This window comes from Streptomyces sp. DI166 (assembly GCF_900091315.1).
GTDB lineage: Bacteria > Actinomycetota > Actinomycetes > Streptomycetales > Streptomycetaceae > Streptomyces > Streptomyces fuscus.
In genome coordinates this window covers 118308-132671 of the sequence record NZ_FLSP01000004.1, presented here as the reverse complement: position 1 = coordinate 132671, position 14364 = coordinate 118308, and the positions used below count along the sequence as shown (strand labels likewise).

At 69.4% G+C, this 14364-nt stretch carries 14 protein-coding genes and 1 riboswitch; of the genes, 11 read left to right on the top strand and 3 right to left on the bottom strand.

The window, feature by feature from the left end; translation table 11 throughout:
- Positions 1 to 101 precede the first annotated feature (101 nt).
- On the top strand, positions 102 to 1358 hold the full coding sequence (locus GA0115233_RS03655; protein ID WP_093718587.1) for a L,D-transpeptidase: 1257 nt from the start codon (positions 102 to 104) through the stop codon (positions 1356 to 1358).
- A gap of 19 nt (positions 1359 to 1377) precedes the next feature.
- On the opposite strand, the gene GA0115233_RS03650 is transcribed toward GA0115233_RS03655, so the two are convergent.
- The gene (locus GA0115233_RS03650) at positions 1378 to 1779 is read right to left on the bottom strand and encodes a hypothetical protein (protein ID WP_093718586.1); all 402 of its coding nucleotides are present in this window, start codon (positions 1777 to 1779) and stop codon (positions 1378 to 1380) included.
- 145 nt (positions 1780 to 1924) lie between these two features.
- Between GA0115233_RS03650 and GA0115233_RS03645 the strand changes: the two genes are divergently transcribed.
- From GA0115233_RS03645 to GA0115233_RS03620, 6 genes are all read left to right on the top strand, one after another.
- Positions 1925 to 2545, top strand: a complete 621-nt coding sequence (locus GA0115233_RS03645) for an aa3-type cytochrome oxidase subunit III (RefSeq protein ID WP_093718585.1) — start codon at positions 1925 to 1927, stop codon at positions 2543 to 2545.
- Between the two features lie 88 nt (positions 2546 to 2633).
- Entirely contained in the window at positions 2634 to 3446 is an 813-nt protein-coding gene (locus GA0115233_RS03640; protein ID WP_093718584.1) for a cytochrome bc1 complex diheme cytochrome c subunit, read from the top strand.
- On the top strand, positions 3443 to 4498 hold the full coding sequence (locus tag GA0115233_RS03635; RefSeq protein WP_093718583.1) for a cytochrome bc1 complex Rieske iron-sulfur subunit: 1056 nt from the start codon (positions 3443 to 3445) through the stop codon (positions 4496 to 4498). The genes GA0115233_RS03640 and GA0115233_RS03635 overlap by 4 nt, the downstream gene beginning before the upstream one ends.
- A complete protein-coding gene (locus GA0115233_RS03630) occupies positions 4495 to 6132 on the top strand; it encodes a cytochrome bc1 complex cytochrome b subunit (protein WP_093718582.1) in 1638 nt (545 codons plus the stop codon). The genes GA0115233_RS03635 and GA0115233_RS03630 overlap by 4 nt, the downstream gene beginning before the upstream one ends.
- 144 nt (positions 6133 to 6276) lie before the next feature.
- Positions 6277 to 7341, top strand: a complete 1065-nt coding sequence (gene trpD, locus GA0115233_RS03625; RefSeq protein WP_093718581.1) for an anthranilate phosphoribosyltransferase — start codon at positions 6277 to 6279, stop codon at positions 7339 to 7341.
- A gap of 76 nt (positions 7342 to 7417) precedes the next feature.
- A riboswitch (SAM riboswitch) is annotated at positions 7418 to 7534 on the top strand.
- 151 nt (positions 7535 to 7685) lie between these two features.
- Complete coding sequence (locus tag GA0115233_RS03620; RefSeq protein WP_093718580.1) at positions 7686 to 9047, top strand: aminotransferase class V-fold PLP-dependent enzyme; 1362 nt, start codon at positions 7686 to 7688, stop codon at positions 9045 to 9047.
- Positions 9048 to 9059: 12 nt separating this feature from the next.
- Here GA0115233_RS03620 and GA0115233_RS03615 read toward each other — a convergent pair whose 3' ends face one another.
- Entirely contained in the window at positions 9060 to 9341 is a 282-nt protein-coding gene (locus GA0115233_RS03615) for an Lrp/AsnC family transcriptional regulator (RefSeq protein WP_093718579.1), read from the bottom strand.
- Positions 9338 to 10072, bottom strand: coding sequence for a rhomboid family intramembrane serine protease (locus GA0115233_RS03610; protein ID WP_093718622.1), 735 nt, complete (start codon positions 10070 to 10072; stop codon positions 9338 to 9340). Before GA0115233_RS03610 ends, GA0115233_RS03615 begins: the two co-directional genes overlap by 4 nt.
- Positions 10073 to 10226: 154 nt before the next feature.
- Between GA0115233_RS03610 and GA0115233_RS03605 the strand changes: the two genes are divergently transcribed.
- From GA0115233_RS03605 to GA0115233_RS03590, 4 genes are all read left to right on the top strand, one after another.
- Positions 10227 to 10466, top strand: coding sequence for a hypothetical protein (locus GA0115233_RS03605; RefSeq protein ID WP_093718578.1), 240 nt, complete (start codon positions 10227 to 10229; stop codon positions 10464 to 10466).
- A gap of 70 nt (positions 10467 to 10536) precedes the next feature.
- Positions 10537 to 11880: an NYN domain-containing protein gene (locus GA0115233_RS03600; protein WP_093718577.1), complete on the top strand. Its 1344-nt coding sequence runs from the start codon at positions 10537 to 10539 to the stop codon at positions 11878 to 11880.
- Between the two features lie 210 nt (positions 11881 to 12090).
- The gene (locus GA0115233_RS03595) at positions 12091 to 13125 is read left to right on the top strand and encodes a C40 family peptidase (RefSeq protein ID WP_093718576.1); all 1035 of its coding nucleotides are present in this window, start codon (positions 12091 to 12093) and stop codon (positions 13123 to 13125) included.
- Positions 13126 to 13343: 218 nt separating this feature from the next.
- A complete protein-coding gene (locus GA0115233_RS03590; RefSeq protein ID WP_093718575.1) occupies positions 13344 to 14351 on the top strand; it encodes a C40 family peptidase in 1008 nt (335 codons plus the stop codon).
- Positions 14352 to 14364: the final 13 nt, after the last annotated feature.

The following is a 14364-nucleotide window of genomic DNA, read 5'->3' as shown; positions in this document are numbered from 1 at the left end:
TCCGACAGGAGGGTCCGGGCTCCCCCTTTTGCCGCGCGTTTGGTCACTCGTACGGATTGCCCGGCGCGCCGCCCTTGACGCGGCTCCCTAGCGTCAACTCCATGAACACACATCCGCGCACCCGCACCGTCGTCGGATGCACGCTGCTGGTGATCGCGCTCGGCGCGAGCGGCACGGCGTGCGGCGGCGACGGCAACCCGCTGTCCGCCGCGCCCTACGACGCGGCGGACCAGATCGCCTTCAACGCCTCCACCGAGGACGGGAAGAAGGCCGACCCGGACAAGCCCCTGGAGGTCACCGCCGAGGACGGACGCATCACGGACGTCACCGCCAAGGACGCCACAGGACGCCACGTCAGCGGCGAACTCTCCGCCGACGGCCGCCGGTGGCACAGCACCTCCCCGCTGGCCGCCGACGCCCGTTACACGGTCCGGGTGTCCACCGAGGACGACGACGGCGCCCCCGGCCGCCGCCTGCTCACCTTCGACACCGGCAAGCCGCTCACCAAGAAGCGGCTGAAGGTCACCTTCGGCCCCAAGTCGGGCACGTACGGCGTGGGCCAGCCGATAACCGCCGAACTGAGCAAGCCGGTCAAGGACCGGGCCCAGCGCGCCGTCGTGGAACGGGGCCTGAGGGTCGAGTCGGTACCCGCCGTCGAGGGCACCTGGCACTGGGTGGACGACAAGAAACTCCACTACCGGCCCAAGGAGTACTGGCCGGCCCACGCCACCATCCGCGTCCGCAGCGAACTGGACGGCGTCCGGATCAGCGACCGGCTCCGGGGCGGCAAGGCCAAGCCGCTGCGCCTCACCACCGGCGACAAGATCGTCGCCGTCACGGACGCCGCCACGCACTGGATGACGGTCTACCGCAACGGCGAGGAGATCAACTCCATCCCGGTCACCACCGGCAAGCCGGGCTTCGAGACCCGCAACGGCGTCAAGGTGGTGCTGGCCAAGGAGTACTTCGTACGGATGCGCGGTACCAGCATCGGTATCGCGGAGGGCTCGGCGGAGTCGTACGACCTGCCGGTCTACTACGCGACCCGGGTCACCTGGAGCGGCGAGTACGTGCACGCCGCCCCGTGGTCCGTCGGATCGCAGGGCGCCGCCAACGTCAGCCACGGCTGCACCGGCATGAGCACCGGCAACGCGGCCTGGTTCTTCAAGAACGTGCGCGAGGGCGACCTGGTGAAGGTGGTCAACTCCTACGGCGACACCATGGAACCGTTCGGCAACGGCTTCGGCGACTGGAACGTCGACTGGCAGAAGTGGCGCAAGGGCAGCGCCCTGGTGGGCGGTACCCCCGAGACCCCGAAGCCGGAACAGGTGGCCAGACTGCGGCCGGCGGCGGTCTGAGTGCCCCCGGCCGCCCGTATTAGGCGCTCTGCAGCCGCTGGGTGCGCAGCAGGGAGGCCAGGGCGGAGGCGAACTCCACCGGGTCCACCGGATGCGTCACCGCGGCCTCGGCGCGGCTCCAGGTGGCCAGCCAGGCGTCCTGCGGGCGCCCGATGAGCAGCAGCACCGGCGGGCAGTTGAACACCTCGTCCTTGATCTGACGGCACATCCCCATGCCCCCCATGGGCACGGCCTCGCCGTCCAGGACGCAGACGTCGATACCGCCCTTGTCCAGCTCCTTGAGCACGGCGGCCGGGGTCGCGCACTCCACGAACTCGACCAGCGGTACATCGGGAGCGGGCCGCCTGCCGGTGGCCAGCCGCACCTGCTCGCGGGTGTTGGAGTCGTCGCTGTAGACCAGCACCGTGGCGGTCGGCCGCATGGTTCCTCCGTGACGTCAGCGTCGTAAGGACAAGCCCGTTGAGGCGGATGCTACTCCCTTGAACACCACGTCAACACCGGTATGGAGCAGGGAGACACTCCGAACGGCACCCCCCGGAGTGAGGGCGGGATAAGCGACCGACATAATGTCGGTCGTGGCGACAGCAACGACAGTAGAAACCGGGCACGCGCACCCGTCGGTCAATCGGCCGAACCTCACCAGCGTCGGAACCATCATCTGGCTGAGTTCCGAGCTGATGTTCTTCGCGGCCCTCTTCGCGATGTACTTCACCCTTCGATCGGTGACCGGAGCCGAGTTCTGGAAGGAGAAGGCAGACTTCCTGAACTTCCCCTTCTCGGCTACCAACACCACGATCCTGGTGCTCTCCTCCCTCACCTGCCAGCTCGGCGTGTTCGCCGCCGAGCGCGGTGACGTGAAGAAGCTCCGGATGTGGTTCATCGTCACCTTCGTCATGGGTGCGATCTTCATCGGTGGCCAGGTCTACGAGTACACCGAGCTGGTGAAGCACGAGGGCCTCTCGCTCTCCTCGGATCCGTACGGCTCGGTCTTCTACCTGACCACCGGCTTCCACGGCCTGCACGTGACGGGTGGCCTCATCGCCTTCCTGCTGGTCCTCGGCCGTACGTACGCGGCCAAGAGGTTCACTCATGAGCAGGCGACCGCCGCCATCGTCGTGTCCTACTACTGGCACTTCGTCGATGTCGTCTGGATCGGCCTCTTCGCCACGATCTACATGATCAAGTAGCCGGGCCCGTCCCGAGCGCTGCGAGCAGGCACGCGAGCAGCACATCCCAGAAGCATCGACGCAGAAGATCCTGACACCGGGGTAATCCGTGAAAAAGCTCTCCGCACGACGACGCCATCCGCTGGCGGCGGTCGTCGTCCTACTCCTCGCGCTGGCGGCCACTGGGGGGCTGTACGCCTTTGTCGCGCCCACGGGCAAGGCGCAGGCCGATGAAACCGCCCAGTCTCTCGCCATCGACGAGGGTAAGAAGCTCTACGCCGTCGGCTGCGCCAGCTGCCACGGAACCGGCGGTCAGGGCACCTCCGACGGCCCGAGCCTGGTGGGCGTCGGCGCCGCGGCCGTGGACTTCCAGGTGGGCACCGGCCGTATGCCGGCGGCGACCTCCCAGGGCGCCCAGGTGCCGCGGAAGGACGTTGTCTACACGCAGGCCGAGATCGACCAGCTCGCGGCGTACATCGCCTCGCTGGGCGCCGGTCCGAACATTCCGACCGAGGCGGAGTACGGCCCCGAGGGTGCCGACATCGCCAAGGGTGGCGACCTGTTCCGCACCAACTGCGCGCAGTGCCACAACTTCACCGGCAAGGGTGGCGCGCTGACCCACGGCAAGTACGCGCCGTCCCTTGAGGGTGTCGACCCGAAGCACATCTACGAGGCCATGCAGACCGGCCCGCAGAACATGCCCTCCTTCCCCGACACGATCCTGTCGGAGCAGAACAAGAAGGACATCATCGCCTACCTCGACGCGGTCAACGGCGATGACACCGAGAGCCCCGGTGGTCTTGAGCTGGGCGGACTCGGTCCGGTCAGTGAGGGCCTGTTCGCCTGGGTCTTCGGACTCGGCGCGCTGATCGCGGTCGCCGTCTGGGTCGCCGCTCGGACCGCAAAGGCCAAGAAGTCATGAGTAGCCAAGACATTCCTGAAGAGAACCTGCCCGCAGCGCAGGACGCACACGGCGCGGTAGGCGTCGCGGACGACAAGGACCCGTTCGCGGACCCCGGTCTGCCGCCCCACGAGCACCGGATCCAGGACATCGACGAGCGGGCCGCCAAGCGGTCCGAGCGCACGGTCGCCCTGCTGTTCACGGTGTCGATGCTGGCCACCATCGGCTTCATCGCCTCCTACGTGGCGATCGACGCCGACCAGTCGGTCTACATCTGGCCGCTGGGTCACATCAGCGCGCTGAACTTCGCCCTCGGCATGACGCTCGGCGTCTCCCTGTTCTGCATCGGCGCCGGCGCGGTCCACTGGGCCCGCACGCTGATGTCGGACGTCGAGGTCGCCGAGGAGCGGCACCCGGTCGCCTCCGCCCCTGAGGTCAAGGCCAAGGTCCTGGCCGACTTCAAGGAGGGCGCCAAGGAGTCCGCGCTCGGCCGTCGCAAGCTGATCCGCAACACGATGTTCGGCGCGCTGGCCCTGTTCCCGCTCTCCGGTGTCGTCCTGCTGCGCGACCTCGGTCCGCTGCCCGGCACCAAGCTCCGCCACACCCTGTGGTCCAAGGGCAAGCTGCTCGTCAACATGAACACCAACGAGCCGCTGCGTCCCTCGGACGTCGTCGTCGGTTCCCTCACCTTCGCCAAGCCGGAGGGCCTGGAGGAGCACGACCACGACTTCCAGAAGGAGATCGCCAAGGCCGCCCTGATGATCGTCCGGATCCAGCCGGACAACATCAAGGACAAGCGCGAGCTTGAGTGGTCGCACGAGGGCATCGTGGCGTACTCGAAGATCTGCACCCACGTGGGTTGCCCGATCTCCCTGTACGAGCAGCAGACGCACCACGCCCTGTGCCCCTGCCACCAGTCCACCTTCGACCTGTCCGACGGTGCCCGAGTGATCTTCGGTCCCGCCGGTCACGCCCTGCCGCAGCTGCGCATCGGCGTGAACGACGAGGGGTACCTCGAAGCGCTCGGCGACTTCGAGGAGCCCGTCGGTCCTGCCTTCTGGGAGCGCGGATGAGCACTACAGAGACCACTGAGTCCCGCGCACGCGGGAAGGCGCCGGCCGGCGAGCGCGTCGCCGACTGGGCCGACGGCCGGCTGGGCATCTACGGCCTGGCCAAGGCCAACATGCGCAAGATCTTCCCCGACCACTGGTCGTTCATGCTGGGTGAGGTCTGCCTCTACAGCTTCATCATCATCATCCTCACGGGTGTGTACCTGACGCTGTTCTTCCACCCGTCGATGAACGAGGTGGAGTACCACGGCAGCTACGTCCCGCTGCAGGGCCAGCTGATGTCGGAGGCGTTCAGCTCCACGCTGCACATCTCCTTCGACGTCCGTGGCGGTCTGCTCATCCGGCAGATCCACCACTGGGCCGCGCTGATCTTCCTCGCGGGCATGTTCGTGCACATGATGCGCGTCTTCTTCACCGGCGCGTTCCGCAAGCCGCGCGAGATCAACTGGGTCTTCGGCTTCCTGCTGTTCGTCCTCGGCATGTTCACCGGCTTCACCGGTTACTCGCTCCCGGACGACCTGCTCTCCGGCACCGGTGTCCGCTTCATGGAGGGCGCGGTCCTGTCCGTGCCGATCGTCGGTACCTACCTGGCGTTCTTCCTGTTCGGCGGGGAGTTCCCGGGCGGCGACTTCGTGGCGCGCTTCTACTCGGTCCACATCCTGCTGCTGCCGGGCATCATGCTCGGTCTGGTGGTCGGCCACCTGATCCTGGTCGTCTACCACAAGCACACGCAGTACGCGGGTCCGGGCAAGACGAACAAGAACGTCGTCGGCATGCCGCTGCTGCCGGTCTACATGGCCAAGGCCGGAGGCTTCTTCTTCCTGGTCTTCGGTGTCATCGCGGTCATCTCGGCGATCGCCACGATCAACCCCATCTGGGCGCTCGGCCCGTACCGTCCGGACCAGGTGTCCACCGGCGCCCAGCCCGACTGGTACATGGGCTTCTCCGAGGGCCTGATCCGTGTCATGCCGGGCTGGGAGATCAACTTCTGGGGCCACACGCTCGTCCTGGGTGTGTTCATCCCGCTGATGATCTTCCCGCTGGTCCTGGTCGCGATCGCGGTCTACCCGTTCATCGAGTCCTGGGTCACCGGCGACAAGCGCGAGCACCACATCCTGGACCGCCCGCGCAACGCCCCGACCCGCACGGCCTTCGGTGTCGCCTGGATCACCTGGTACATGGTCCTGCTGATCGGTGGTGGAAACGACCTGTGGGCCACCCACTTCCACCTGTCGATCAACGCCATCACCTGGTTCGTCCGGATCGCGTTCTTCGTCGGCCCGGTCGTCGCCTTCATCGTCACCAAGCGGATCTGCCTCGGCCTGCAGCGCCGGGACAAGGACAAGGTGCTGCACGGACGCGAGTCCGGCATCATCAAGCGCCTGCCGCACGGTGAGTTCATCGAGGTGCACGAGCCGCTCAGCCAGGACGCGCTGCACACCCTCACCGCGCACGAGCAGTACAAGCCGGTCGAGATCGGCCCGACGGTCGACGAGAACGGCGTCGAGCGCAAGGTGAAGGGCACCGAGAAGCTGCGCGCCAAGCTCAGCAAGGCGTACTACGGCGAGGAGTCCCAGATTCCGAAGCCGACCGTCGAGGAGTACAAGGAGATCACGAGCGGCCACGGCCACCACTGATCGCTGCGCTCGCCACGCGCGGTAGAAGGGCCCCCGTCCGGTTGTCGGACGGGGGCCCTTCTCCGTGCCCCCGGCTGGATAGGGTGGGAGCACAACCCCGTGTACCGGGGCGGACACTCTGCTACGACACTCAGGAGCGGCCTTATGAGCGCTGTGACCCCCGCTGGAGGCGACACCGCGGCGGGCCGCTCCTGGCCCCTGCTGCTGAACGGTCTGCTGGAGGGGCGGGACCTCGGCGCCGACGACACGGCCTGGGCGATGGACCTGATCATGCGCGGCGAGGCGACCGACGCGCAGATCGCCGGGTTCGTGGTGGCGCTGCGGGCCAAGGGCGAGACGGTGGAGGAGATCACCGGTTTCGTCCGCACGATGTACGAGCACGCGAACGTCATCGAGGTGTCCGGCGACACCGTCGACATCGTCGGTACCGGCGGCGACGGCGCCAAGACCGTCAACATCTCCACCATGTCCGCGATCGTGGTGGCCGGCGCGGGCGCCAAGGTCGTCAAGCACGGCAACCGGGCCGCCTCCTCCGCCTCCGGCTCCTCGGACGTGCTGGAGAAGCTCGGGGTGAACCTGGAACTGCCGGTGGCCCGGGTGCCCCAGGTGGCCGAGGAGGCCGGGATCACCTTCTGCTTCGCGGCCAAGTTCCATCCGGCGATGCGTCACGCGGGCGCCGCGCGCGGGCAGTTGGGCATCCGGACCGTCTTCAACGTGCTCGGCCCGCTCACCAACCCGGCCCGGGTACGGGCGCAGGCGGTCGGCGTCGCCGATCCGCGGATGGCGCCGATCGTGGCGGGCGTGTTCGCCGAGCGCGGCAACTCCTCCCTGGTGTTCCGCGGCGACGACGGCCTCGACGAGTTGACCACCACCTCGACCTCCCGGGTCTGGATCGTCCGCGACGGCAAGGTCGTCGAGGAGACCTTCGACCCCCGTGAGGTCGGCATCGACCTCGTCCCGGTGGAGGCGCTGCGCGGCGCCGACGCCTCGTACAACGCCGATGTGGCCCGGCGCCTGCTGAACGGCGAGACCGGCCCCGTCCGGGACGCCGTCCTGCTCAACTCGGCGGCCGCCCTGGTGGCCCTGCACCCCACCGAGGAGCCGCTGGCCGAGCAGATCCGGGCCGGTATGGCGAAGGCGGCGGAGTCGATCGACTCGGGGTCCGCCAAGCGGACCCTGGAGCGCTGGGTCGCCGCCAGCAACGCGTAAGACGTCAGGTGTCGCCGTCCCGCAATCCGGACTCGGGTTGCGGGACGGCGATCTTTTGCCCTAGGTTCCTGTACCAGGTCATGAGTGACAGTCATGAGGCCCCGGCCGACTGTCCGGCAACCCTCCGTCCGTGGCGGGGTGCCCCGGGTGAAGACCAGGCCGTAGGCAGCGAGGTCTGCGGCAAGCGCGGACCCCTCTCGAAACCAGGGGTCCTGGTCGTTCGAGGGAGTCTTCCGTGAGCAAGCGAATGCGATAGGGCCGCCGAGCCCCGCCTCCGCGTACCCCCTTTCCTTCCTTCACTTCGCGCTGCGCTCTGCGCGCCGTCCTTTCACGGGAGCTTCGCCATGTCCGTCCTCACCGCTGCCTCCGACCGTTCCGTTTGTGCCCCGCTGCCCGTTCTGGGGCGGGATGTCACCGTCCCGCTCGTCACCGGCGGCGAGGTCACCTACGCCGCGCTCGACTACGCCGCCAGCGCCCCCGCGCTCCAGCGCGTCTGGGACGACGTGGCCGCCTACGCCCCGTACTACGGCAGCGTCCACCGGGGCGCCGGGTACCTCTCGCAGCTGTCCACCGACCTGTTCGAGAACGCCCGCAGGACCGTCGCCGAGTTCCTCGACTGCCGCGCCGACGACCAGCTGGTCTTCACCCGGTCCACCACCGACTCGCTGAACCTGCTGGCCGCCGTGCTGCCGGCCGGCTGCCAGGTCTTCGTCTTCGAGACCGAGCACCACGCCTCGCTGCTGCCCTGGCAGGACGCCGAGGTCACCTACCTGGACGCCCCGCGCACCCCCGAGCAGGCCGTGGCAACCCTGGAGCGGGCCCTCGCCGACCGGGACCCGCACGGACCGGCCCTGGTCTGCGTCACCGGCGCCTCCAACGTCACCGGCGAGCTGTGGCCGGTGCGGGAGCTGGCCGCCGCCGCGCACGCGCACGGCGCCCGGATCGTCCTCGACGCCGCCCAGCTCGCCCCGCACCACCCGGTCTCCGTCCAGGACCTCGACGTCGACTGGGTCGCCTTCTCCGGGCACAAGCTGTACGCCCCCTTCGGCTCCGGCGTGCTCGCGGGACGCGCCGACTGGCTGCGGGAGGCGCGGCCGTACCTGGCGGGCGGCGGCGCCAGCCGCAAGGTGACCCGGCGCGCGGACGGGGGAGTGGACGTGGAGTGGCACGAGAGCGCCGCGCGGCACGAGGCGGGCTCCCCGAACGTCATCGGCGCCTACTCCATCGCCTCGGCCTGCAAGGCCCTCACCGAGGCCGGGTTCGACACCCTGGTGGCCCGCGAGCGGTACCTGATCGAGAAGGTCCGCGAGGGTCTCGCGGACGTGCCCGAGGTCCGCTTCCTCTCCCTCTTCGGCGACGACGCCCCGCGCGTGGGTGTGCTGTCCTTCGTCGTCGAGGGCTGGAACAGCTCACACTTCGCCGCCGCCCTCTCCGCCGAGTACGGCATCGGGGTGCGCGACGGTCTGTTCTGCGCCCACCCCCTGGTGCGCACCCTGCTCGGCAGCGACCCGCAGACCCAGGGCGAGTGCGGGGCCCCCGAGGCGGCTCCCGGCGAGAAGTCCCTGAACGCCATCCGCGTCAGCTTCGGCGCCGGCACCCCCGACGAGCACGTGGACCGCTTCGTCGCCGCGGCCCGCGAACTGGTCCGCGACGGCGCCAAGTGGAACTACCGCACCGAGGACGGCCGCTGCGTCCCGGCGGTATGAATGCGAGCCGGGCTAGCCGTCGAGGCCGATGGAGAACGCGGCCTCCAGGTCGTGCTGGGAGTACGTCCTGAAGGCCACGTGGGTGTCCGTGGCCTCGACGCCGGGGATCTTGCTGATGCTGCCGGGGATGACCTCGGCGAGGTCCTCGTGCTCCTTGACCCGGACCATGGCGATCAGGTCGTAGGTGCCGGTGACGGAGAAGACCTCGCTCACGCTGTCCAGCGAAGCGATCTGCTCCGCGATCTCGGGGATCCGGTCCACGCTGGTCTTGATGAGGACGATCGCGGTGATCACGGCTGTTTCTCTCCCTCGGGGGCCGGCGTCGCAGGCTTCGGCCTCACTCTAGTCGTACGGCCGAACCGCACCCAGGCGAAGCCGCACCCCAGGCCGAAGCCCACGAGATGGGCCAGATAGGCCACTCCGGGACCGCTCGTGGCCTGCCCCGCCGCCAGCCACTGAAGGGCCGCCCAGAAGGGCAGCACGACATACGCGGGGAAGCGCAGGGGCAGGAAGAGGAGGAAGGGCAGCAGGCTGGTCACCCGGGCCCGCGGGAACAGCGCGAGGAAGGCGCCGAGCACCGCCGAGATCGCGCCGGACGCGCCGACCAGTGACTGTTCGGAGTCGGCGTTGGCGGCCGCGTACCCGAGCAGCGCGAGATAGCCGCAGCCCAGGTAGAAGAGGAGGAACTGCACGCGGCCCATGCGCTCCTCGGTCATCACGCCGAAGACGTAGAGGAAGAGCATGTTGCCCAGCAGGTGCACCCAGCTGCCGTGCACGAACAGCGCGGTCGCCGGGGTGAGCGCGGCCCGCGCCTCGCCCTCGAACAGCACCGCCGGGACCACCCCCCAGCGCCGGAAGTAGGCCCGCTGGGTCGCGATCAGCTCCTCGCCGGTGCCGTACCCCGGGTTCAGGCCCGAGGCGGGCCCGATCAGGAAGATCAGTGTGCACAGCCCGACCAGGGTGTATGTGACCGGTGCGGACGGCATCCGCAGCCCTCGGACCGTGCTGCTCCACTTGCTGATCATGAACACAGAGCATGACGTAAAGGGAGCAACTCTGACAGAGTGCCTCGCCGCCGTGGACAGCCGAGCGGCGAGTCGTGCACAGGCCGTAGGGTTACGAGCCATACGCACCGGGATACCGGTGGGTCACCGACACTGGAAGGAAAGAACGGTCGAGATGACGGTTCCCCTGCCGACCGCCACCACGCGGTGGCGCTGCACGCTCTGCGGCAACCTCACCCGCTTCGATGTGACGCGCTCGTCGAAGGTCGTCGAGTACGTCCACCTCGACCTCGCCGGTGAGCCCAAGGTCGAGGAGCGCGAGGTGGTCAATGAGACCATCGAGTCGGTGCGCTGCCGCTGGTGCAACGCCGTGGACCAGGTGGAACTCGTGGACAGGCCGGGCGCCGGCTCCTGAGCGGGAGCGGGCCCCGTTCGGGTGATCCCCTCAGCCGGGGGATCCCGCACAGGTATTGGGGTGACGACGGATGGTGGAGACCGCAGGCGGGGGGCCGGGCGACGGCGCCGCTGAGGTGCTCGACCGTCCGTTGCCCGAGGGCGTGCGCAAGCGGGTCGTCCAGATCGTCTCGGACGGTTTCGGCCAGTTGACGATCGGCGAACTGCCCGCACAGCTGCGGCAGTACGCCCGGTTCGCCCCGAACCGGCGCGCCAAGTTCGCCGGGAACGCGATGGCCGCCGCGCTGGAGACCGATCCGCTCTTCCGCCAGCGGATCGGGGAGAAGCTCAGAGAGGCGCAGCCGGAACTCGCCGGCGCCCTGGACTCCGGCTCGCCGCCCCCGGCCGCGGACCCGCTCGATGTGGCGGCCGCGGCCTATGTGCTGCGGCCCACCGACTGGGTGAAGCTGGTCACCGCGGCCGGCGAGGAGGCCCAGCGGGCCCACGCCGAGCGCGCCGACGAGGAGAGCCGGGCCGAGCTGGAGCGGCTGCGCGCCGAACTCGCCCAGGCGCGGGAGCAGGTCCGCACCGAGACCGAACGGCTGCGCACCGAGCTGGACGCGGCCAGGAAGGAAGCCGAATCGCTTCACCGCAAGCTGCGCGCCGCCCAGAGCGATGTCAAGCGCGGGGAGGCGGCGCTGCGCAAGGCGCAGGGCGAGATCGAGGCGGTGCGCGCCGAGGCGCACGGGCAGGTGTCGGCGGCCGAGAGCGAGACCCGGCGGCTGAAGTCCCGGCTGGGGGAGGCCGAGGCCGCCCTGGAGGCCACCCGCAAGGCGGCGCGCGAGGGCCGCAGCGTGGAGGACATGCGGGTGCGGCTGCTGCTGGACACCCTGCTGGACGCCACCCAAGGGCTGCGCCGGGAGCTGGCGTTGCCCCCGGTGTCGGTGCGTCCCGCGGAGACCGTGGACGCGGTCGAACCGGGACGTATGACCCCGAAGGACATCGCCGCCCGCGCGCTGTCCGAGAACGATCCGGCCATCCTCGACCAGTTGCTGGCGTTGCCGCAGGCGCATCTGGTGGTCGACGGCTACAACGTCACCAAGACCGGCTATCCCCAGATGCCGCTGGAGAAGCAGCGGCTCAGACTCCTCGGCCAGCTCTCCCAGCTCGCCGCGCAGACCGGCGCCGAGGTGACCTGCGTCTTCGACGGGGCCGAACTGGCCGCGCCGGTGCTGCTGGCGCCGCCGCGCGGGGTGCGGGTGCTGTTCTCCAAGCCCGGGGTGACCGCGGACGAGCTGATCCGCCAGCTGGTGCGGGCGGAGCCGCCGGGGCGTCCGGTCATCGTCGTCTCGACCGACCGCGAGGTGGCCGACGGCATCGCCAGGGCGGGCGCCCGGCCGGTGGCTTCTGCGGTGCTTCTGAAGCGACTGTCCTGAAGGTCAACGTAGAGCGGTAATGCCCGAATTGGCGGGTCTGTCGCGCAACCCAGCGTCAAGTGGCTATCACGGCACGTGGGTTGAAGGTAAAGAATCCGGGCTAAGCGCGGGATAAATCGCCCAGGGATTTGAACTCATCACAGCGGTATCACTAGGGTCTGCCTTCGAACCTTCGATCGGAAGATCACTGAGAAGAAGGAGTTCGCCTCCGTGGCGTCCCACCGTCGACCCAAGCAGCCGAGCCGCGCACGTGTGACCGTGCTGACCACCGCCGCTGCCGCCGCCGTGGCCATCAGCTCTCAGGCGGCCAACGCCGCGCCCAGCGAGAAGCCGAGCAAGGACGAGGTCAAGGCCAAGGTCGACAAGCTCTACGAGGAGGCCGAGCAGGCCACCGAGAAGTACAACGGGGCCAAGGAGAAGCAGGAGAAGCTCCAGAAGGAGATCTCCACCATCCAGGACAACGTCGCGCGCGGTCAGGAAGACCTGAACGACATGCGTGACTCCATAGGCCTGGCCGCCGCCGCGCAGTACCGCACCGGCTCCATCGACTCCTCGGTCCAGCTGTTCCTCTCCGCGGACCCGGACGACTACCTCGACAAGGCCTCCACGCTCGACCAGTTGAGCAGCCAGCAGGTCGAGCAGCTCAAGAAGATCCAGGACAAGCAGCGCGAACTCGCCCAGGACCGCGCCGAGGCCACCGAGAAGCTCAAGGACCTGGCCTCCACCCGGACCGAACTGGGCAAGAAGAAGCAGGAAGTCCAGGACAAGCTCGCCGAGGCGCAGAAGCTCCTGAACTCCCTCACCGCCGCGGAGAAGGCCGCCCTCGCCAAGGAGGAGGAGCGCGCCACGCGTTCCTCCGCCGACCGCGTCGACCTCGGCAACGCCGCGCAGGGCTCCGGCCGGGCCATGGCCGCCTTCCAGGCCGCCCAGAGCAAGATCGGCTCGCCCTACGTCTACGGCGCCTCCGGCCCGTCCTCCTTCGACTGCTCGGGCCTGACCTCCTGGGCCTTCGCCCAGGCCGGCGTCTCCATCCCGCGCACCTCGCAGGCGCAGGCCAACGCCGGTACCAGGATCTACAGCCAGTCCGACCTCAAGGTCGGCGACCTGGTCATCTTCTACGGCGACCTGCACCACGTCGGCTTCTACGCCGGCAACGGCCAGGTGCTGCACGCCCCGCGCACCGGCACGGTCGTGCGCTACGAGTCGATCAACAACATGCCGTTCCAGTTCGGCGTCCGGATCTGACCCTTCCAAGATCAGGACACGGTGCCGCCCGTTCGGGCGAATCACACCGAGCGGAACTGACCCCGCGCCCCGCCCATGACCTGCGTCATAGGCGGGGCGTCACCGTTTGCGGGCACGGAGGTCGTTGGTCGGTGCCCTGCCGCGGGGCTACTGTCTGCCGCGTTTCCCCCTCGACGGGGAACGGTCCTTGTCCGCCAGCGGAAGGGGTGCGGCTTCCTGTGGGGTCCCATCGTCGCCTTGTACCGTCCGGGTTCGACCGCGGCGCGAGTGCCGCGCTCTGCGTCATCTCAGCGGCGGCCGCCGCGTTCGCGGTCGTACCGGCCTCGGCAGCGCCGCACGACGACACCCGGGCCGAGGTGGACCGCCTCTACGAGGAGGCCGAGAAAGCCACCGAGGCGTACAACAAGGCCGATGAACGCGCCGACTCGCTGCGCACGCAGGTCAGCACCGCACAGGACCGGATCGCACGGCAGCAGGAGCGCATCAACTCCATGCGGGAGTCGCTGGGTTCGCTGGCCGGGGCGCAGTACCGGTCCGGGGGCATCGACCCGTCGCTCGCCCTCCTCTTCTCCGACGACCCGGACGACTACCTCGACAAGGCCTCCGTCCTGGACCGGATCACCTCGCACCAGGCGGGCGAGCTGAAGGACCTTCAGGACGCGATGCGCGGACTGGCGCAGGACCGCGCCGAGGCCACGCGCAAGCTCGGGGAACTGGAGAAGAGCCGCAAGGCCGTGGCCGCGCACAAGCGGACGGTGGAGAACAAGCTGGCCAAGGCCCGCCGGCTCCTCAACTCCCTTCCGCTGGACGAGCGCGCCGCCTACGACCGGGCCTCCCGCTCCGGCCGTATGCCCGACCTCGGGGGCGGTGTCCCGGCCTCCGGCCGCGCCGCCGCCGCGATCGCCGCCGCCCGCTCCGCCCTCGGCAAGCCGTACGTCTGGGGCGCCAACGGCCCCAGCGGGTTCGACTGCTCCGGCCTGATGCAGTGGTCCTACGCCCAGGCGGGCGTCTCCCTGCCGCGCACCTCCCAGGCCCAGCGCCACGCGGGCCGTCAGGTCCCGCTCTCCCAGGCCCGCCCCGGCGACCTGGTCACCTACCGCTCCGACGCCAGCCATGTGGGCATGTACGTGGGCAACGGCCAGGTCATCCACGCCCCCTACCCGGGCGCCCCGGTCCGCTACGACCCGGTGGGGATGATGCCGGGTGCGACGGTGACCAGGGTCTGACCGGGCCGGTCCC

Bases quoted from the DNA above. Each gene is read 5' to 3' on its own strand.
- GA0115233_RS03655 (WP_093718587.1), top strand. From the start codon at position 102: ATGAACACACATCCGCGCACCCGCACCGTCGTCGGATGCACGCTGCTG.
- GA0115233_RS03650 (WP_093718586.1), bottom strand. From the start codon at position 1,779: ATGCGGCCGACCGCCACGGTGCTGGTCTACAGCGACGACTCCAACACC.
- GA0115233_RS03645 (WP_093718585.1), top strand. From the start codon at position 1,925: ATGTCGGTCGTGGCGACAGCAACGACAGTAGAAACCGGGCACGCGCAC.
- GA0115233_RS03635 (WP_093718583.1), top strand. From the start codon at position 3,443: ATGAGTAGCCAAGACATTCCTGAAGAGAACCTGCCCGCAGCGCAGGAC.
- GA0115233_RS03630 (WP_093718582.1), top strand. From the start codon at position 4,495: ATGAGCACTACAGAGACCACTGAGTCCCGCGCACGCGGGAAGGCGCCG.
- trpD (WP_093718581.1), top strand. From the start codon at position 6,277: ATGAGCGCTGTGACCCCCGCTGGAGGCGACACCGCGGCGGGCCGCTCC.
- GA0115233_RS03620 (WP_093718580.1), top strand. From the start codon at position 7,686: ATGTCCGTCCTCACCGCTGCCTCCGACCGTTCCGTTTGTGCCCCGCTG.
- GA0115233_RS03610 (WP_093718622.1), bottom strand. From the start codon at position 10,072: ATGATCAGCAAGTGGAGCAGCACGGTCCGAGGGCTGCGGATGCCGTCC.
- GA0115233_RS03605 (WP_093718578.1), top strand. From the start codon at position 10,227: ATGACGGTTCCCCTGCCGACCGCCACCACGCGGTGGCGCTGCACGCTC.
- GA0115233_RS03600 (WP_093718577.1), top strand. From the start codon at position 10,537: ATGGTGGAGACCGCAGGCGGGGGGCCGGGCGACGGCGCCGCTGAGGTG.